The organism is Paraliobacillus ryukyuensis, assembly GCF_003315295.1.
GTDB lineage: Bacteria > Bacillota > Bacilli > Bacillales > Amphibacillaceae > Paraliobacillus > Paraliobacillus ryukyuensis.
Genome location: NZ_QNRI01000009.1, coordinates 44,045 through 62,586 on the forward strand (window position 1 = coordinate 44,045; position 18,542 = coordinate 62,586).

At 37.9% G+C, this 18,542-nt stretch carries 19 protein-coding genes; 2 read left to right on the forward strand and 17 right to left on the reverse strand.

Features of this window, described 5'->3' with window-relative positions:
• Positions 1 to 14: 14 nt before the first annotated feature.
• The 4 genes from DES48_RS12160 to DES48_RS12170 form a co-directional block, all read right to left on the reverse strand.
• Positions 15 to 581, reverse strand: a complete 567-nt coding sequence (locus DES48_RS12160) for a GNAT family N-acetyltransferase (RefSeq protein ID WP_113869561.1) — start codon at positions 579 to 581, stop codon at positions 15 to 17.
• Positions 582 to 924: 343 nt separating this feature from the next.
• Positions 925 to 1,152 carry a hypothetical protein gene (locus DES48_RS15810; RefSeq protein WP_147232412.1) on the reverse strand — a complete coding sequence of 76 codons (228 nt, stop codon included), beginning with the start codon at positions 1,150 to 1,152 and terminating at the stop codon, positions 925 to 927.
• Between the two features lie 127 nt (positions 1,153 to 1,279).
• Positions 1,280 to 2,884, reverse strand: a complete 1,605-nt coding sequence (locus DES48_RS12165) for an ABC transporter permease (protein ID WP_113869563.1) — start codon at positions 2,882 to 2,884, stop codon at positions 1,280 to 1,282.
• Entirely contained in the window at positions 2,884 to 3,789 is a 906-nt protein-coding gene (locus tag DES48_RS12170) for an ABC transporter ATP-binding protein (protein ID WP_113869565.1), read from the reverse strand. The genes DES48_RS12165 and DES48_RS12170 overlap by 1 nt, the downstream gene beginning before the upstream one ends.
• A 328-nt stretch (positions 3,790 to 4,117) precedes the next feature.
• Between DES48_RS12170 and DES48_RS12175 the strand changes: the two genes are divergently transcribed.
• On the forward strand, positions 4,118 to 4,435 hold the full coding sequence (locus DES48_RS12175) for a hypothetical protein (RefSeq protein ID WP_113869567.1): 318 nt from the start codon (positions 4,118 to 4,120) through the stop codon (positions 4,433 to 4,435).
• 218 nt (positions 4,436 to 4,653) lie between these two features.
• Here DES48_RS12175 and DES48_RS12180 read toward each other — a convergent pair whose 3' ends face one another.
• The 8 genes from DES48_RS12180 to DES48_RS15950 all read right to left on the reverse strand — a co-directional run bounded on the left by DES48_RS12180 (position 4,654) and on the right by DES48_RS15950 (position 11,266).
• On the reverse strand, positions 4,654 to 5,166 hold the full coding sequence (locus tag DES48_RS12180) for a GNAT family N-acetyltransferase (protein ID WP_170126214.1): 513 nt from the start codon (positions 5,164 to 5,166) through the stop codon (positions 4,654 to 4,656).
• 10 nt (positions 5,167 to 5,176) lie between these two features.
• Positions 5,177 to 5,737: an AAA family ATPase gene (locus DES48_RS12185; RefSeq protein ID WP_113869571.1), complete on the reverse strand. Its 561-nt coding sequence runs from the start codon at positions 5,735 to 5,737 to the stop codon at positions 5,177 to 5,179.
• Between the two features lie 76 nt (positions 5,738 to 5,813).
• Positions 5,814 to 6,914: an ABC transporter permease gene (locus tag DES48_RS12190; protein WP_113869574.1), complete on the reverse strand. Its 1,101-nt coding sequence runs from the start codon at positions 6,912 to 6,914 to the stop codon at positions 5,814 to 5,816.
• Complete coding sequence (locus DES48_RS12195) at positions 6,911 to 8,188, reverse strand: ABC transporter permease (RefSeq protein ID WP_113869576.1); 1,278 nt, start codon at positions 8,186 to 8,188, stop codon at positions 6,911 to 6,913. The genes DES48_RS12190 and DES48_RS12195 overlap by 4 nt, the downstream gene beginning before the upstream one ends.
• 25 nt (positions 8,189 to 8,213) lie before the next feature.
• The gene (locus DES48_RS12200; RefSeq protein WP_113869578.1) at positions 8,214 to 9,146 is read right to left on the reverse strand and encodes an ABC transporter ATP-binding protein; all 933 of its coding nucleotides are present in this window, start codon (positions 9,144 to 9,146) and stop codon (positions 8,214 to 8,216) included.
• A 101-nt stretch (positions 9,147 to 9,247) separates the two neighbouring features.
• A complete protein-coding gene (locus DES48_RS12205; RefSeq protein ID WP_113869581.1) occupies positions 9,248 to 9,880 on the reverse strand; it encodes a response regulator in 633 nt (210 codons plus the stop codon).
• Entirely contained in the window at positions 9,877 to 11,019 is a 1,143-nt protein-coding gene (locus DES48_RS12210) for a sensor histidine kinase (protein WP_170126215.1), read from the reverse strand. Before DES48_RS12210 ends, DES48_RS12205 begins: the two co-directional genes overlap by 4 nt.
• Positions 11,020 to 11,092: 73 nt before the next feature.
• Positions 11,093 to 11,266 (reverse strand): hypothetical protein, encoded by a 174-nt coding sequence (locus tag DES48_RS15950; RefSeq protein ID WP_170126216.1) that lies wholly within the window; start codon positions 11,264 to 11,266, stop codon positions 11,093 to 11,095.
• Between the two features lie 354 nt (positions 11,267 to 11,620).
• Here DES48_RS15950 and DES48_RS16420 point away from each other — a divergent pair, with 354 nt between their 5' ends.
• Complete coding sequence (locus tag DES48_RS16420) at positions 11,621 to 12,532, forward strand: methyl-accepting chemotaxis protein (RefSeq protein ID WP_113869585.1); 912 nt, start codon at positions 11,621 to 11,623, stop codon at positions 12,530 to 12,532.
• A gap of 77 nt (positions 12,533 to 12,609) precedes the next feature.
• On the opposite strand, the gene DES48_RS12220 is transcribed toward DES48_RS16420, so the two are convergent.
• The 5 genes from DES48_RS12220 to DES48_RS12240 form a co-directional block, all read right to left on the reverse strand.
• Positions 12,610 to 13,596: a ring-cleaving dioxygenase gene (locus DES48_RS12220; protein WP_079707917.1), complete on the reverse strand. Its 987-nt coding sequence runs from the start codon at positions 13,594 to 13,596 to the stop codon at positions 12,610 to 12,612.
• A 405-nt stretch (positions 13,597 to 14,001) separates the two neighbouring features.
• Positions 14,002 to 15,105, reverse strand: coding sequence for a phosphomevalonate kinase (locus DES48_RS12225; RefSeq protein ID WP_113869587.1), 1,104 nt, complete (start codon positions 15,103 to 15,105; stop codon positions 14,002 to 14,004).
• Between the two features lie 30 nt (positions 15,106 to 15,135).
• Positions 15,136 to 16,110, reverse strand: a complete 975-nt coding sequence (mvaD, locus tag DES48_RS12230) for a diphosphomevalonate decarboxylase (RefSeq protein ID WP_113869589.1) — start codon at positions 16,108 to 16,110, stop codon at positions 15,136 to 15,138.
• Between the two features lie 17 nt (positions 16,111 to 16,127).
• On the reverse strand, positions 16,128 to 17,111 hold the full coding sequence (gene mvk / locus DES48_RS12235; protein ID WP_113869591.1) for a mevalonate kinase: 984 nt from the start codon (positions 17,109 to 17,111) through the stop codon (positions 16,128 to 16,130).
• A gap of 65 nt (positions 17,112 to 17,176) precedes the next feature.
• Positions 17,177 to 18,541 carry a tripartite tricarboxylate transporter permease gene (locus DES48_RS12240; protein ID WP_113869593.1) on the reverse strand — a complete coding sequence of 455 codons (1,365 nt, stop codon included), beginning with the start codon at positions 18,539 to 18,541 and terminating at the stop codon, positions 17,177 to 17,179.
• Position 18,542: the final 1 nt, after the last annotated feature.

Genomic DNA, 18,542 nt, shown 5'->3' on the forward strand with positions numbered 1-18,542 from the left:
GCGGTTATGTTTTGTTACGCCCCTCTTAATTTGGCAAACAAACACGTATCTCGCAAATCATTCCCATTCACCGCGACAGAATCTTTTAAAAATATACCCTCTAACGTAAATCCTAATCGTTCTGGTATCGCTCTACTTTTCTGATTTTTTTCGTCACAACAAATTTCAATACGATTAGCACCTAATGCATCAAAGGCAAATTGACAAATCCCTTGTACCGCTTCTGTCATATATCCTTGACCACTATAGCGTGTATCAAGCCAATAACCAATTTCAAAACGTGGCACATCCCAATTAATTTGATGTAAACCAGAAGAACCTATTAATACACCTGTTTGTTTATTAAAAAGTAATAAACGCAAATCTTCTCTCTTAATAAATTTCACATAAGCTTCTCGCATATTAATCTCTGTTTCTTCTTCCGTTTGGTCTTTTTGAGCAAAGGAGAGCCATTGTTTCAGTTCTTCTTTAGAAGCTTGGATTGCTTGATAAACTGCTTTGCCATCTCCAGGTTTTGGTGAACGAATTAATAAGCGTTCTGTTTCAAATTGATCTGGAAAGTCTAGTAAAATTGGATTCATTGCGTTACACTCCTTTTCATTAGGTCTTCCACCTTACTGCGTAATATTTTTTGTATATAATCCTTGGTTGTAAAAAGTCTATCGTGCTTCCGCCTAATAGTAAAGACTGATTTTTCTTTACAAAAAAAGCAAGGATTTCGAGTAAGTTGTGCAACTAGTACTTTTTAGTAACCCATTATACTTACCCTTGTTTCCTTGCCATCTTTATAAAATCTCACATATTCATACGCTTTGTTTAATTGATACTTATATAGCTTTGCTTTTGCTGTACCTGTTTTATCGGGTTCCTGGATTTGATTGATGAACCTCATAGCTATTTCCTTGTTCTTTTAATTCAATCTGATCATATCCCGTCATTTAAGAATGAGGGATCAAGGTATAGATAGAAAATAGTGCTATTTTTAATAATTTGATGCATTCCACTTGCTTGTAAAGTCAAGTCTTTAATATAGGATGTGATTTCCTTTGGCGCTCGGTTCAACGGCACCTCAGAATAAGACAATGCATTTGTCTGTTGATTAGAGCAAGCAACAAGTAACATGGTAAACAACAACGCTATTGTGCATAGCAATATTCCACTTCCTTCTATATTTTTATTTACTAGCTCTATTGTAGCACCGAAAAGGAAATAATCCCCTGTTTAAAAAATTGTTTTTTTACAATTTTCAAGTGATGAAACTCACATCATGTAATGTCTTTTATCTGTTCACATCTCGTTTGTTCATGGTTAGAAAACCAATAAACGTAAGGCCAACAGCGAGCATTGTTAGTACAATTAATGGCTTGTAACGAAGCATTTCCATCGGCAGTTCAGGGATATGAGCAAACGGCGAAAGGCTTGCCATCCACGTTGGAAAATCTAATAACTGTCCTAGATAAACTACAACAAACGTAAATAATATATAGAACCAACTAAGAGCTGTTACCTTTGGAGCCACGCCTACCAATAATACCGATAGACCAATCATTACCCATAGAGCTGGAAGATACACGAGCATTGCCTGTACTAACGTCGCAAAAGTAGTGTCAATTGCTAAGACCGCTAATCCGGTACTAGCTAAGCCACTAACAGCTACGAGCAACATCACCACACTCGTTCCAAAAGCAATCACCACATAACTTCCCAGTAGTTTGGTTCGAGAGACCGCTCTGGCTAAAAGATGTTCGATTCGTTGCTTCTTCTCTTCCGATTTCACTTTCATTAACGTCATGACCACAGGTACGGTAGCGATGATCGCCATGATTACCATTAACATCGATAAAAATTGTTCGGTGATAGCTTCGTCTTGATCAGATGCTAGCATTTGTTTAAGTACTTCATTTTGTTGAAAAAAAGTGTCCAAGTCCCCCAGTACTGAACCGTAAGAAGCACCGATGACAAACATACCGATCACCCAACAGATAAGTGGTAAACGTTGCAGACGTAGAGCTAAACCAAGTGGGGATTGCAACCATCTTGATGCATGTTGCTTTCCTATGCGTGAAGGCAAAAAACCCACACCCATATCGCGAGTAAAGTTTAGATATAATGCCACCGCATATAGACAACCACTCAGAAACAACGTGAATAAAATCGGCCACCAATAGTTGTTGACAAACACCTCTGCCCCCAAAACTAAGCCTAATGGCGAAAACCAAGAAATGGTGTTATTGCCGGCATCTCCTATCGCTCGAACAAAATAAGCAATACCCAGAACAATAAATGAAAGCATTAAACTCGCTCTCGTATTATTCGCAAGCTGAGCAAACAATAGCGTTACCGATGCAAAGAAAAGGCCGGTCGCACCTAATACAGATCCATATAGTAGCGAACCTAGTACGTCTATACTCGCTATGTTCAATAAGCTCAATCCAGCCGCAATCACACCTGCCAACGCTATATTGGTGCAACCAATAACGAGTACCACAGCATGAGTTGGTGCAAGTCGACCAATTGGTAATGCACGGATCATTTCCAACATACCCTCTTCTTCATCGCCGCGCGTTAGGTTAACAACCAATATAATATTCATAATGGCAACAACAACAGCAGTCATTAACAACATCTGGTGTGCTAACATCGCCCCGTCTGTGTAGTTGTCTAATCCATAACCTTGCCCGACTAGCGCGGCCATTGCTGGATTTTGCATTGTCTCTGCCATGGCTGCACGCTCTTGTTCATTTTGATACAAGCCTGTAAAAGCAATTGCCACCGATAAGGTCATGATTAAAAACGAAAGAATCCAGATCAATAATTTCACGCGTTCTCTTTTCAAGAAAAAGCGAAATAAAAATACTGTTTGATAAGAAGTACGATTAACCATTATCGTTCACCTCCGTCGTCCCCTGTCTTTTCATAATGACGGATAAATAAATCTTCTAACGTTGGTGGCATACTTTCCAATTTGGTAATACCGAAAGAGCTAACATGTTGCATCACAGCGTCAAGTTGGTCAGAATCCACCTTAAATCTAGAAACATTTCCTTCTTGATCAATATCATGGATACCTGGATAAGTAGCTAGGTTGGTCAAGAGCTGTTTTGTTTCCACCATCAACTGCGTACTTGTTAAGTAACGTAATTCAGCCAAGGTTCCTGTTTCAATTATTTTACCTTGGCGAATAATCCCAACGCGATCACACAACTGTTCCACTTCAGAAAGAATATGACTAGATAAAAAAATACTTGCACCCGCTTGCTTTGCTTCCTCTACACATGATTGAAAAACACGTTCCATTAACGGATCTAAGCCTGAAGTTGGTTCATCCAAAATATATAGATCTGCATCCGCTGCAAACGCAGCAATTAATGCTACTTTTTGGCGATTTCCTTTAGAATAGGTACGACATTTCTTCGTAGGATCAAAATCAAATTTTTTTATTAATGCATCTCTTTTCTCTCGATCAATGGTTTTACCACGCATTCTCAAGAAAATATCAATTACTTCCCCACCAGTTAAATTGGGCCATAAGTTCACATCACCTGGAACATAAGCAAGGCGTTTGTGAATAGCGACCGCGTCAGTCCAAGCATTTTTTCCGAAAATCTTCACTTCACCGGAAGTTGCCTGCAAGAGACCTAATAAGATGCGTATGGTCGTTGATTTACCGGCTCCGTTAGGTCCAATAAATCCATACACTTCCCCTTGTTTCACTTCAATATCTACTCCATCTAAGGCAGTAAATGCACCAAAATCTTTTCTAAGGTTACTTACTTTCATAATCGTCATCCCAAACCCTCCGATCGCTGATAGAATACCATTTTTAATACAGATACGTATGATAAAGTTTTTTCTAGTAAGAATCTAAATTCATTTTATTGCTATTTAGTGCTTGCCTTGTTCTTAATACTTCTCTATTGACCCATCATAACCTCGCATACCACCTTGGTCAATTTATAAAGGGATGAATTAATAAAGACTTTCAGTGGAAAATTAGTACATTTTTAATACAATTAGATTAACTAAATTTGTGATGTAACACTATTTCTTATTCAATGAACAAGCAGGATGGTGCAACAAGTAATTAGCCAATATTTTAAATTGGGGAGAGATAGAGATGAAATTAGGAAGCCAGATTCGAGAAAAATACAAAAATAGTAATAAGTTATTTTTAGTTTTAAAGGTTTTATTCAGCATTTTTGCCATTTACTTTGCTATTCAGGTTATATTTATATCTATTTTTGGATTAGTAAGTTCGGATACTTCAACTGATTTTCCAGACTTATTACTTTTCGGTATGCTGGTTTCTTTAGGATTATCTTTTGCTGTTCAACTTGTAGAACAGTTCGTTACGAAGAAAAGAGGATATTTTACAGGATTACTTATCACCACCATCTTTCTTTTTGGTGTTTCCGTATTTGTGTTGTGGGTATGAAATTATGAAGTGAATTTTAAATAGGCGGAGTACTTTAGTTAAAGAAGACTGTATGCTGATGTGAAATTGTCAGTTAATTGGGGTTTTTTATAAGATCGACATCAAACCTTACCAAAACTGCTATATCATAATGTCACCCCTCCTGCATCGAGAGCAAAAGAGATGACTATTTATTCCACAGTTGCTCCCCTTTGTTTAAAAAGTTAACTAATTGGCTCCTAATCAATCGCTAAACCCATAATAATTGCATCATAGAAGTTATCATCGATTTGAAAATAACGACTGATGCGCCCTTCTTCACGAAAACCAACTCGTTTATACAATTGAATCGCTCTATCGTTGTCCGCTCGCACTTCTAGATTAATTTTTCTAATTTGTTGGTTATCTTTTGCCCACTCAATCAATTGTGTGAGCATTGATTTGGCTATCCCTTTTCCCCAGTAGTGCTTCTGTACGCTAAGACCAAACTCACCATAATGCTTTAACCTTTCTCTCGTTCTCGCCTGAAAGGTCATCATTGCAATGACACTATCCTGTTCGCACGCAATTAAGAATAGCCGATTAGGATCGTTGTTACTTTGTTCAATCAGGTGCTCTTCTGCTTCTACAGTTACGCTAAATTCTCCCTGTCCAAATGTTAGATTGTCCGTTTCTTCCGCCACTAGATTTACATAATCAATGATTTGTGGTGCATCAGCTTTCTTAGGCACTCGAATCATATACTCGCTCATATGCATCCCCTTAAAAATCAAATGTTTGCTTAATCCGCAAGGCAACTGTCTCAGCGTCCAAATAAGTATTATCCATACGTAAATAATTCTTATGTGTTATCTCTCCAGGCAAAGAATTCAAACGATAGGTATCCATTGAAGATAATAATTCCGATTGCGAACGTTCTATATTTTGTTTAGAAGCTTTATGAGCCAAGCGATTTGGCGTTGTGTTACGCTTTAAACGTTCTTCCACATCTGCTTCTAATTCCACATAATAGATAGACGCACCTGCAGCTTCAAAAATAGCAGTAACACGTTCCACAAACTCCCAATCTTCCTGTTCATTAAACGCCCAAACATAGGTGAAGATAAAGCCCGGTAAATCACTAGTAGCTACTTCATTAAAGATTTCATTACGAAACAAGTTAACTAACCGCCTGAAACCAGGTGTGCCGAAATCAAAAAAGGGCTGGACAAGCTCTATTGTCATATGATTATGAAAGAGTTTGTAGCCTGTTAAATTTTCTAGTTCTTGCCCAATGGTCATCTTGCCTACCGCCTGCGGACCGTACAACAAAATAAAATTCATCCAAATCCCTCCATTTTATTTATGTTATAGCTTATCGTTCCACAGGCGTAGATGCAAGAACTATTTTAGTTAAAAATCAGTTTTTCACACGTTCCATCAAATTAATGCCAATACCCATACAAATGACACCAAACAATAATAAGAAAGCAATTGGTTGTAAAACTGCTTCAAAGCCTTGATTAAATAACATTGCTGACTTCAACGCTTCAATACCATAGCGAATTGGCATTGCTTTTGATAAAGCAATCATAATACCATTCGACACAGCATCCAATGGCCAAAAGGCGCCGCCTAACATCGCCATCCCTGTGGCTACAATTGGGTTAATCGCTTGTAGTTGCTGTGGTTTGCTTGCAACACCAAGTAATAACATTCCTAAGGAAACGATCGCAAATAAGTAAGCGCTGATAGTCACTATCGTTGGAAGGAAGTCTATCTCATTGTTATAACCAAACAGATAACGGAAGACCAGGAACACAATACCAATTTGCATAAAACCTAAGACAAAACAATAAAACAAATGCCCCATATATACTTGCCATTTTCGAACTGGTGATAGAATAATCCGATTCCAAGTACCATTCCGTTTTTCCATAATAATATTTGTTAGATTATTAAAAATTGTATAAATTACAAAGTATAAACTCATCCCAATCATTACTTGGTACCTGTTAGCAGAGCTATCAGTATAGGCCGTTTCATGTAAAGCCTCCGTATGAACGGTTAACACAGGAGCATCGAGTGATGCTTCTATCTGATCGCGAATCGCTGCTGGATCATCTACTGTTAAACTTATCTGTTGTAATTGTCGTTCTTTTTGAAAGACATTCTGTACATATTGTTGGACTGAAACCTGCTCAGGATCTTCGGTTCCAACTAGAAATTGATAATTATTCGGCTGGAGCTCTAATGCATAATGAAGCTTACCTGTTTTGACTTGCTCTTGTGCTTCTTGTTTCGTTATCATTTCAAATTGATACACGTTAGACTCATTAAGCAAATCTAGCCAAGCAGCTGTTTTACCTTCACCATAAGCATAAACGGTTTCTTTACCATTAGTTGAGGTGCCAAATCCTCCTATCACGGCAACAAAAACAATCGTTAAAACTACAAATGATATCATTAGTGTTGGTGCTCGTTTTAAACGAGTAAATTGTAGCAATAATACAGATTTCATGATAGGGACCTCCTTTTCGGAAAGACAACCATACTTATCATAAATACAATAACAGCAATACCAATTAATTTAATTAGCGTGCTAATGATATCTGTAAAAGCACTACCTTGCATCCATTCGACATAAGCAGCTAATGCCGCACCATTTGGTGTCCATTCCCCTATCACCTGAATCATGGACGGGAGCTGTGTGATGGGAAAAAAACTCCCCCCTAGAAATGCAAATATACTTGTGATGCCTCCAGAGAAAACATTATTAATATGATAACTATTGATTCGTAAGGTTATCGCTGTTAATAGAGAACCAAAGGCCCCGATACAAGTAGCAAGTAAAAACGAAATAAGCAACATACCTAGCCAAAATACCAGGGAGGTCTGATTAAATGTTTGGAAAATTATAGATGATAGCACAAATAAAATAAATAATTGGATCATCACGATACTAGTAGTCGATATTAGCTTACTTGTTAAATATGCAAATGAAGACTTTCCTGATAAAATAATCCGATCGAAAACATGTTGTTTTTTTTCTACATAGGCTTCACTAGCTATCATCGAAGCCACATACAAAGCAAACATTACTGCCATTCCAATCGTATAATATTGCATTGCGGTAATCGTTGTCTCGTTCGCTAAAACAGTTGTCGTTCCCCCAAGTTGCTCCATAGGTTGAGCAGAATCTTGGTACTGTCCTTTGGTTACATTACTTATAGCCGATTCAAAATTTAAATTTTCTGTAAAACTATTTATTAAATTTTCAATAATGGAAGCTTCGATACTACCTTTCTCTTCCACCGTTAGTTGTATAGCACTACCTTTCCCTTGGTCAATGTACATTTTAAGTAAGCTTTTATATGTGAAATTTGCTGGCAATGTAACAATCGCTGCAATCTCTTCATCTTCGAGCGCTTGTTTTGCTTCACTTTCTGTCATTTCCACCGTCGTTACCATATCGCTTACCTCATCTGTTCCTAACATATCGCGGAGCAAGGTAAAAGGTGCGGTTTTGGAAGCAACTGCTTTAAGTGATTGTTTCTCTTCCTGTGGCAATTCTAGTTTATCTACTTCTTGATAAAAAGCTGTCAATCCTTCTTGTTCATGATCATCAGACACGATTCCAACTGTCATATCTATTGCTTCACTTTCTGTACTCCAAATGCCACGTAATGCAAAACCCAAAATAGCAATTAATATGAATGGCATGGTAATTAAAATAGCCAATTCCGTCCGATTCCTAGATAAGATCAAAATATCCTTCTTCAAAAATTCAAACATTCGCTTCCCTCCTCTCTTGTCTTGATTAATCACGTAACGTACGGCCGGTCAAATGCAAAAAGACATCTTCTAATGTTGGTACTTGCACATTGACATTAGTTACTTGCACACCAAAAGCTTCTGTTTGATGAAATATACTAGTAAGTTTGTTACTACCTTTGGGAACGATTAGCTTCATACCTTTGTCTATCTCATTCACCTGTATAATTTCATCATCCTCTTCTAATGTTTGCATCAATTCTTTGGAAATCGGATTCATATCGACTAAGATAGTCTCTTCATTCGATAGGACACTTTTCAATTCTTCCTTCGTTCCTGAAGCAATGATTTTTCCGTGATCCATAATATAAATACGATCACAAAGCTTCTCCACTTCTTCCATGTAATGGCTCGTGTATAAAACCGTCATCCCCCTCTCTTCATTTAACTGACGCACCATATCTAAAATGTAGCTCCTTGACTGCGGATCAATGCCAACTGTCGGCTCATCCATAATCAAAATTTCGGGTTCATGCAGAAGTGCAACCGCAATATTAATTCGTCGTTGCATTCCACCAGAGTAATTTTTGACCAAATCTTTTTGTCGCTCTTGTAAACCAACTAAATTTAAGACTGAGTGAATCTTCTTTTCTAATTCTTTTCCGCGAAGTTTATATATTCTTCCAAAAAACTTTAGATTCTCGTATGCAGAAAGTTCTTCATATAACGCAATCTCCTGTGGCACTACGCCTAATACTTCACGAATTAATTGAGGATTTTTTACGACACTTTTTCCATTCAAACGAATATCACCAGTTGTTGGTTTAATTAGTGACGATATCATCGAAATGGTGGTTGATTTACCAGCGCCGTTGGGCCCCAAAAGTCCGATCGATTCGCCTTTTTCCATATAAAAATTAATGCCGTCTACCGCTAATTGATCTTTAAATTTCTTTTGTAATAACTCTGTTTCAAGCATGCCTCCTACCTCCTTAATTATTTCTAAATTTACTATACAAAGAAAAAGACAGTGCAACCACTGTCTTTAGTCATTTCTTTATGCTCTTTTCATGACTTAAGTCATACGAGATGGTGGCGAATCGTATAAATCGCCAGTTGGGTGCGATCTCTCAGTTCTAGTTTATCTAAAATAATACTGATATGATTCTTCACCGTACCAACGGAAAGATGTAATTGATCAGCAATTTCTTTGTTGCTACGCCCATTTCCTATGTGCTGCATAATTTCCAATTCTCTAGGCGTTAAAGATGGATCAATTTCTTTCTCTAGATGTTGGTTGATTAACGTAGGCATAACTTTCGCAGCAACTTGGTCCTGTAATGACAAACCTCCTGATAAACAGCTTCGAATCGCTCGAATTAGATCCTCAGGTTCCGCATCTTTTAACATATAGCCATTTGCTCCATTACGAATCGCTTGCACGGTATACTGCTCATCATTAAACGTGGTTAGCATGAGAATTTTACGATCTGGCCACTGGTTGTGTATGACTTGCGCAGCTTGCAAACCATCCATTTCTGGCATCCGAATATCAAGCACCACAATATCACATAAAGCGGATTCGCAAGCAGCGATAGCTTCTTTTCCGTTTTCTGCCTCCGCTATTACCTTTACTTCTGGATCAGTTTCCATCATCATCTTCAACCCTTGCCGTACTATTTTTTGATCTTCCGCTAAAATAACACGAATCATTCAAGTCTCATCTCCTTTTCCATCGGAATCATTCCATTCACAACAAATTCGCCGTTAATTTTTTGAATATCTACTCTTCCACCAACTTGTTGCATCCGCTCTCGCATACCGTTTAAACCAAAACCTTCTTGAACCGTACCCGCTTTTGTGTATGGATTACGTATTTCAAAATGAAAGTAATTCTGTGCTACTGATTCAAATAAAATGGTAGCTTCTTTCACTTCTCCATGACGCATCATGTTCGTTAATGCTTCTTGCACCACACGATATAAAGCAACAACTTGTTCATTAAGCAATGGTGCAGTTAACGCTCCATGCTTAATCGAAAAGGTAATACGAACATGGCTTTCTGCTTCTAATTTACGAATTAAACCAATAATAGCTGTCAATCCACCAGTTTCTTCACTTTTTAATGTTTTCACAGCAGCTCTGGTTTCTTCTAAACTTGTTTTTGCTAATGTTTTAAGGTGAGTGAGTTGCTCTTTTATCTCTTCATCTTCTGCTTGCATCCGCATCACTTCCAATTGCATCAGTAACCCGGTTAGTTGGTGTCCTACCGAATCATGCATGTCACGGGCGATCTGTGCTCGTTCTTCTTGTCTTGCAAGCTTATCACTTGTCACTAGTCTACGTTTCACTGAGCGGAACTCGCTTTGTAATGCTTCAAATTGTTCACTTATTTGATTTTGATGCTGAATAACCTGGTAGAACGCTACTAACGCTATACCTAGTAAACTAGCAGTGACCATAATCGCAATTGGTACCTGGGCACCATAAGATGACAAATAGGGGAGAACAGCTAGTATCACAAGAGATATGTACGTGATAACAACGTATTTACCAGATAAGCGATAGAACGCCTCTCCAGCAATTAATATGTAAAGCAAAAAAGAAAAAAAGGAAACACTAGCTAACTGATTGGGATGAAAGACAAGAAAACATACCAAGCCCATTGCTATGAGCATTAGCATATAAATCCAGCTTTGTGATGAAACTAACGGAAGTAAAAAGTATAAGGAAAAGAATAAAGCACTCGCAAGCATGATGATTGGATAACTCACAAATGGCCAATAATGAAATGATAGTCCAATCCACCATGTTAATCCGAATAATAAAAACCATAGCCAATACGAGCGCATTATTTCATCTCCAATCGAACGAGGTAATCTTGTTTTACAATAGCAAACAATGATAAAAAACAAAAGATTAATTTTATTTGCTCGCATCAATTGTCTGTTTTATCTCTTCTTGGTAACTTGAAGGTGGAATTCGACCATTGTTTTGTTGATATTTCTCTCCACTTAAAATAATCGGATGCTCATTCAAATAATCCATGTCAACATACGCTCGCATAAGTGGTTCAAAGAATCCTACCAATCGTATCATCGATTCTTTACTGTTCTTACTTTCTTTTGATACGAGATATACGAGCTGGCTATAGCAATCATTTCTTTTCCAGTAATCGTTCCTATACCTGGGACATGCCAATGTTGATTATATGCAGAGGCGTATCGATACATCATCCCTTTTATTCGGAGTTGTTAATAAAATAATAATATGAAGTTCTTGTAATTACTAGTGCCCTATTAGTGAAAAAACGTAATGCATCTTCTCAAACAAAATAGTTTGAATTAAAGACGTTTACACCTATACATCTATGGGTATATAATAAAAGTAGCTAAACTATTCGTGCAGATTTTCACAAATAGTAGTATGTATAACAAATATAGGAGCGAACAAATGACAACTATAGATAGCAATTTAAGTCACATGGATGAACTTGTCGTACAAGCCATTGAGGATAATCTAGCAGTTATTCGTTTTAATTTAGATAGAAGAGTTGCCTATGCAAATAAACTTTTTGCAGTTACGATGGGATATACACCAGAGGAAATGATTGGAATGGACCATAAGCAATTTTGCTTCCCTTCCTTTGCAAATAGTTCAGATTATACGGTGTTCTGGAATAATTTAAAACGAGGTAAAAGTATTCAAGATAAAGTTGAGCGGAGAGATAAGCATGGTAAGCAGATTTGGTTAGAAGCTACTTATATGCCAATTCGGAATGAAGATGGTAAAATTGTTAGTATTACAAAGATAGCAACAGATATTACAGACAGACAACACACAATCACAAATGTCGTTGATAAATTGCAAGAAATGGCTACCGACCTTAATGAACGTGCCTCGGATGGCATTAATCGAAGCAATGAAATCTTTAAATCTATCGAGACGATTGCATCAATCTATCAACAAAATAACCATACATTGTCTAATTTGCAAAGTCAGACAGAAACGATTCAAGGTATCGTCAAAACCATTCGCACCATTGCGTCACAAACCAATCTACTAGCATTAAATGCAGCTATTGAAGCTGCTAGAGCTGGTGAACACGGTCGTGGATTTAGCGTCGTGGCAGATGAAGTACGCAAACTTTCCTCTGGAGTAGATGATTCTATCTCAGAAATCAGGGGGATGGTGGAATCGATTACTAAAAATATTGAAACTGTTACAAGTAGCAGCAGTAATATCCATGTTCAAGTTGAGGACACGCAAGCTAAAATGAAAACTGCGACTGATGATTTCAATAATATCTCCGCGGCAGCCGAACAATTGGATCAACGCGCAAAAGATGTAAGTAATGTTATCTAAAGCATATGTAATAATAAAAACGGCGGCAATCAAATCAATTTGGTTGCCGCCGTTTTTATTATTTATAATTATATTTTTTATTCATATTCCTTTTGAATATCAACTGTGCTTCTCACCGTATCAATTGGTCTAACTTGCCGTTCAATTTCTTCTCGTTTTGCTTCTAGAAATGGCGGGAGAGATAACTTCTCTCCAAGTGTTTCATAAGGTTCATCACCCATAAAGCCAGGACCATCTGTTGCAAACTCAAACAATATTTGTGGTGCAACACGTGCATATAAAGATTCGAAAAAGAAGCGATCGACATAGCCGGATGTTTGGAACCCGAACATAGACATTCGTTTAATCCACTCTTCCAGCACATCCCGATTGTCAACTCGAAACGCAGCATGATGCACAGTTCCGTAACCTTGTCGTCCCTGTGGCAAACGCTCATTATGCTCTACAATGACTTGGGCACCATTTCCACCTTGCCCAACTTCGAACAAATGAAACGAATCATCATTTTTAATTTCAGTAAATAATAAGACCTCTTCTAACACGCGTTTAAAGAAATCAAAATCTGCTATACGGACATGAATTGGACCCAGTCCGGTAATTGCATATTCCAATGGAATGGGCCCTTCTTGCCAAGGTGTACCCGAAGCCACCCCTTGATTATTTTCATCAGAAACCAACTGATATTGTTGATCATCAAAATCCACAAACGACAATACTTTGGTGCCAAACTGGTTTTGCACCCCGCTATGCTTTATTTCCAAGCGATCAAATCGTTTTACCCAGTAATCCAAAGCCTCATCACTTGGCACACGAAAACCAGTGCGATATATTTCATTTGTACCATGCTTTCCCTTTGGTATGCCTGGAAAATCAAAGAATGTCATATCAGTACCTGGGCTGCCTTTATCATCTGCAAAAAATAAATGATAGGTTTGAATATCATCTTGATTGACGGATTTTTTTACTAAACGCATCCCTAGTACATAAGTGAAAAAGTGATAGTTTTTCTCTGCACTGCTAGTGATCGCGGTAACATGGTGCATGCCTTTTAAACTAGTTACCATGGTAACACCTCCATTTTATCTCTTATCATATAATATCCAATTAATTATCTTTAATTCAAGATAAATGTAGCACGATCTATGTTCATGCGTCAACTGAATTGTTTCTAAGGTGTTTTTGATATGAAGAAATTGACTTAATTTAAAACGATTAAAGCGTTGGGTGAAAGCAAAACGGGTGAAAACAGCATTTACACACATTGGATCTAAAAGTACGGTGAATTGTTTTATGGTGGGAATGTAAACAATGTGAATCATAAAATAGAACCAATCATATTAACATCTATTACCTGGAAAAAACTATTATGACCGAAGAGATTTTTAATCCCATACTTATACTGCCAGTATGAATCAAAAAAGCTTGAAGGACTGCCTATTACTTCAATTGCAGTGTCCTTCAAGCTCTTTTTATTCATGCTTAATAATCCTAGTCCCATTAATCGACGGCATCAGATCTAACGTTTTAATCCCAATCTGTTCCCACACTTGATTTAATTTAACGACGTTTTCTTCCCCTTCGACAAAAGCAATGCCACAATCACCGCCACCTGCACCAGATGACTTGCCACTTCCATAATCCTCTGCAAGATTTGCCAATTGATTTAACAAAGTTGTCTCTATTTCCACTCCAGCTTGATTACTCAGTCGACGTAACACATTCCGATTTTGTTTAATACCGTCCAACATCAATTTTGCATTATCAGTTTTACAGCCATTGACGATTGTTTCAACAGCTTTTTGACTATCCGTTAAAAAGTTTTGATAGACTTGCTGATTATTTTCCTTTAATTGCTGGATACGCGTGACCATTGGTGCTGTTGCAGCAGCTTTGCCTGTCCAACCAACACAGAATACTAAACTGCTAGGTAGGTTAAGTTTCTCTATATGTAAGGAAGCCCAATTTCCATCAACAATTTTACTTATGTTGCATTGTGTTTTCAATTGTTTTAATAACCATGAACCATCAAACGAAGTATAGTGCAACCAACCTCCATAAGTGGAGGCTGCAATATCTGCACAAGAACCATTTCCTTGGGTTTGAAAATGAGAAATAGCAGCTAATTTATAAATAATATCTTTGTCTAACGTTTCATCTTTATGTAATCGTAAAATAGCTGAGATTGTTGCGACTGTAATTGCTGCACTAGATCCTAATCCATATTTGATGCCAGATGAATCATCTAGCTCACTTGTCACGCTTAATTGAAACGGCTGAATAGTAATTTGTTGCTCAGTCAAATAAGCATATACTGTTTGCATAGCCTGTTGCATAAATCGCAATCGATTATCTGAGATTGAAAAAGTCACTTTTCCATTGACATAGTACCATTTCACTTGATTTAATCCTAATTGGGGTAAATCAAGTACTTGGGCGTTACTCTCTGCAATAGATACGTTAATATAGCGATTAACAGCTACAACGATACCAGGTTGATTTAATTCCGTCACCGCATATTCACCAGCTATCAACAATTTACCTGGTGTTGCGATTTGATAGGATCTAGCTTGCATGCTCGTCCCTCTTCCATTTCATTTTTAATACTACAAATAGGTAATTCCAGGGCCTATGCGACAATGATGAATCTGCTGAACAACAGGTAATGTTTCCAAGGATTCATGAATTACTTGCTCTTCTTCTGGTTGGCAAACAATTTTTACATTTGGGCCAGCATCTATCGTGAAATATGCTTCTATCCCTTTTTCACGCAGTGCTTGCACCTCTTGCATCACTTCGACGGTTGCACTTTGCCAATACATAAAAGGCGGATTGGCACCTAATGTAGTAGCATGCATCTTCAATGCATTCGCCTCCACTACTTGACCTAACTTAGTAAAGTCTCTCTCATTTATTGCCTCTTTTATTGCGATAAGATCTTGTTCTACTGCTTCTAGCCAACCAGCAAAAAAAGGCGATGTCTGTACCGTTCGCTTCATGCCTTCACGAGACAATACTTTTTTCGCCTTCGTTGTAACTTCTACTGAAAGAATTCGTAAATCCCAAGCATCCTTTTTCAAAATCTGTTGGGCATAACAATCCGACCCATCAGCATTACTTCCTTTTTCCCACTCGACATATCCACCAAAGATAGAACGACTGGCTGATCCAGAGCCTTGACGTGCCAGTTGAGATAATTCTCTGTCAGTAAGTTGTAAGCCAATTGCTTTTGCAGAAGCTGCTGCCAATGCCGCATATCCCGAAGCTGAAGAAGCAAAACCAGCTGCAGTCGGCACATGATTTTGCGATTTCACGCAAGCAAACATCGGTTTTTTTGCGTTAGCACGAACACGATCTAAAAACGCAGATATTTTCATTAACTCTTTTTCTTCTGCAAGTTCTCCATTAAAATAAAATTCATCAGCTTGTAACGCGGGCAAAAACTCCACAGTAGTAATAGTATAGAATTTATCCAAAGTCACTGACAAACTATTATTTGTCGGAAGGAAAAGCGCTTCGTCACGTTTCCCCCAGTATTTGATTAAGGCAATATTGGTATGTGCTTTAACGGTTGCTTTCATACGATAAGCTCCTTTATTTACGATCCGCTAACTGTAGTGGTAGTATATTGATTTTCGTCACTGCCAATTTGAAAATGCCATGTTTGGTCTGCTCCAGCATGTAAAAATCGTTCAGCCAATTTTTTAGCGTGAACGGCATGCTTCGCAAGTGCAATGATACAACCACCTCGTCCGCCACCAGTTAGTTTAGCACCTAAAGCCCCAGCTTGACGTGCAACTTTGACTAGGTAATCAATTCCTGCGTCACTAACACCTAGATGGACTAATTCATCCTGTGCACGATTTAGAATATCTCCTAAAGCATCAAGATCTCCGTCTTTTAATGCTCGCTTTGCTTCCTTGGTTAGATGACCTAATGATTTAATGGAATACTTCGTTTGATCGGTTATCGATTTATATTTTTCTTTAATGCTAGATACCGCTGCATGGGTATCACCAATTCTTCCGGTATCTGCAACCACAATATGAAAGGCTTGTTTAATGTCTACTTTTTTACTTCGCTTATCTTTTTCGAACCATATTGGTGCATCACTAGTGACAGCTTCCATATCTATTCCACTTGGACTTCCATGTGCATATGTTTCCGCCATATGAACAAGCTCGAGTAAGTCATCCTTACTTAATGGCTCATTAAAAAAATGATACAAACTACGCACAACAGCAGTAGCAATAGCAGCGCTAGAACCGAGTCCTCTCCCAATTGGAATAGTCGACTTAATATGCATGCGAAATCCATTTGGTTCTCTATTCAATTTTTTGCATGTCTGTTTAATACAAGTAGCAATGCCTTTTAGTTTTTCAGGGATGCTATTTAAAGGTCCAACATAGAAGCTACTTTCTAGTAGTACTGGCCCTTCATTGGGCTGTACGATAGATTTCACATGTATAGATGGAAAAGGTAATGCAATTGCTGGTTCTCCATATACAACGGCATGCTCACCTACTAATATCAGTTTACTATGTGCACTGCCAATTGCTAACTGCTGTGGTAGTTCTAACATGTTGCTGCCTCTCCTTTATCTATCACTTTTCTTCTGCATTCCAAAGAACAATTCCCAAACGTACTTTATGATAAACCTGCAAGTTGCGTGACAATCCATGGTGCCGCGTACAGAACCATAAACTGCACACCATAATTAATACCTAAACGGTGCATAAAACCAGCAACTAGTCCAATTAACAATACACCCCCGATGTTAATCAAACCACCATCCATATGCGCTAATAAAAGAACTAAACCAAAAAACAATCCTAGCACCGCTTCATGTGGAATCCACTTGAACACAAACCTGCATATTTGTTGCGCATATTTTACAATAATAAAATACGTAATCACGATTGCAACGACTGCTCCTATTACGACAGCCCAGATAAAATCGGTTTTGGTCAACAGATGATGCATATTATGTTCTAATGTAAAGACAGGTGGTGCATTAAACAACGCATTTGCTGGTCCAATTGCAACAGGAGACAACGGAATCCCTAGTGCAATTAATGGAATCAATGTGCCAGAAATATAGGAGGCATTTGTCAAAGCATCCATACTTGAAATTGCTAGGGTGCTTTTTTTTACTGGATCCTTTACACGCGCAGATACAAGCTCCCCTAATAGAATTGTAATACCTACAGGGCTTAAAACAAATAACAAAGAACCAAAAAATGATGCAAGTGTACTCATACTCAATTCTTGTTGGGTTAATATTTTAAAAGGATTAGGTAATCCTTTCTGTGATTGTTCTGTTTGAAGCGCAATCGTTTTATTATCATAACGATTCATCGCTTTTCTTTTATCCTTATTTAAAAGCTCAAATAACGTTAAAATTACCGGACCAATGGTGATTCCCAGAAAGAAAGAGATAAATACGTTTGTCCCTTCTGGAACGACACCTACACCCCAATATAAATGACGTAAGCCTTGTATTAGTATAGCAAATGGCACAATGGACGCAAGGGCTATCCATCTATTTTTTGACATTAAGGCTAAAAGTATGGCCCCTCCAAATAAAATTTGATTGGTATAGCCTTGGATTTGATCGGCATATGGTACTAATATATTCGCTAATAATAAGCTAACCGGAACAGCAACAATCGTTCCTATAACCGAACCAGAAGCCATTTTTCTAATGCTAAGATCAGATTTTCCATGCTTTTTCAACACAATCGCATGCTCAACCATTGGCGCAGCCATTACCCCACCTGGCACACCTGCTACAGCGACTGGGATTGAATCGGTGAGTTTCTTAGCAATAATAGCTGCCATAAAAAAGGTTAGAATAACAATCGGCTCTAAACCCGTTAAAACCAAAACTAACGTTACTGGCGCTAACACTGCTGTTTCATCCGTTCCAGGTGCAATACCAATCAGGGTGTAAATCAGTGTTCCTCCGACTGCCGCAAGCAACATTTGCATTATTACACCAGCATCTAACATA

Bases quoted from the DNA above. Each gene is read 5' to 3' on its own strand.
- DES48_RS12160 (WP_113869561.1), bottom strand. From the start codon at position 581: ATGAATCCAATTTTACTAGACTTTCCAGATCAATTTGAAACAGAACGC.
- DES48_RS12165 (WP_113869563.1), bottom strand. From the start codon at position 2,884: ATGGTTAATCGTACTTCTTATCAAACAGTATTTTTATTTCGCTTTTTC.
- DES48_RS12170 (WP_113869565.1), bottom strand. From the start codon at position 3,789: ATGACGATTATGAAAGTAAGTAACCTTAGAAAAGATTTTGGTGCATTT.
- DES48_RS12175 (WP_113869567.1), top strand. From the start codon at position 4,118: ATGAAATTAGGAAGCCAGATTCGAGAAAAATACAAAAATAGTAATAAG.
- DES48_RS12180 (WP_170126214.1), bottom strand. From the start codon at position 5,166: ATGAGCGAGTATATGATTCGAGTGCCTAAGAAAGCTGATGCACCACAA.
- DES48_RS12185 (WP_113869571.1), bottom strand. From the start codon at position 5,737: ATGAATTTTATTTTGTTGTACGGTCCGCAGGCGGTAGGCAAGATGACC.
- DES48_RS12190 (WP_113869574.1), bottom strand. From the start codon at position 6,914: ATGAAATCTGTATTATTGCTACAATTTACTCGTTTAAAACGAGCACCA.
- DES48_RS12195 (WP_113869576.1), bottom strand. From the start codon at position 8,188: ATGTTTGAATTTTTGAAGAAGGATATTTTGATCTTATCTAGGAATCGG.
- DES48_RS12200 (WP_113869578.1), bottom strand. From the start codon at position 9,146: ATGCTTGAAACAGAGTTATTACAAAAGAAATTTAAAGATCAATTAGCG.
- DES48_RS12205 (WP_113869581.1), bottom strand. From the start codon at position 9,880: ATGATTCGTGTTATTTTAGCGGAAGATCAAAAAATAGTACGGCAAGGG.
- DES48_RS12210 (WP_170126215.1), bottom strand. From the start codon at position 11,019: ATGCGCTCGTATTGGCTATGGTTTTTATTATTCGGATTAACATGGTGG.
- DES48_RS15950 (WP_170126216.1), bottom strand. From the start codon at position 11,266: ATGATACGATTGGTAGGATTCTTTGAACCACTTATGCGAGCGTATGTT.
- DES48_RS16420 (WP_113869585.1), top strand. From the start codon at position 11,621: ATGACAACTATAGATAGCAATTTAAGTCACATGGATGAACTTGTCGTA.
- DES48_RS12220 (WP_079707917.1), bottom strand. From the start codon at position 13,596: ATGGTAACTAGTTTAAAAGGCATGCACCATGTTACCGCGATCACTAGC.
- DES48_RS12225 (WP_113869587.1), bottom strand. From the start codon at position 15,105: ATGCAAGCTAGATCCTATCAAATCGCAACACCAGGTAAATTGTTGATA.
- mvaD (WP_113869589.1), bottom strand. From the start codon at position 16,110: ATGAAAGCAACCGTTAAAGCACATACCAATATTGCCTTAATCAAATAC.
- mvk (WP_113869591.1), bottom strand. From the start codon at position 17,111: ATGTTAGAACTACCACAGCAGTTAGCAATTGGCAGTGCACATAGTAAA.
- DES48_RS12240 (WP_113869593.1), bottom strand. From the start codon at position 18,541: ATGTTAGATGCTGGTGTAATAATGCAAATGTTGCTTGCGGCAGTCGGA.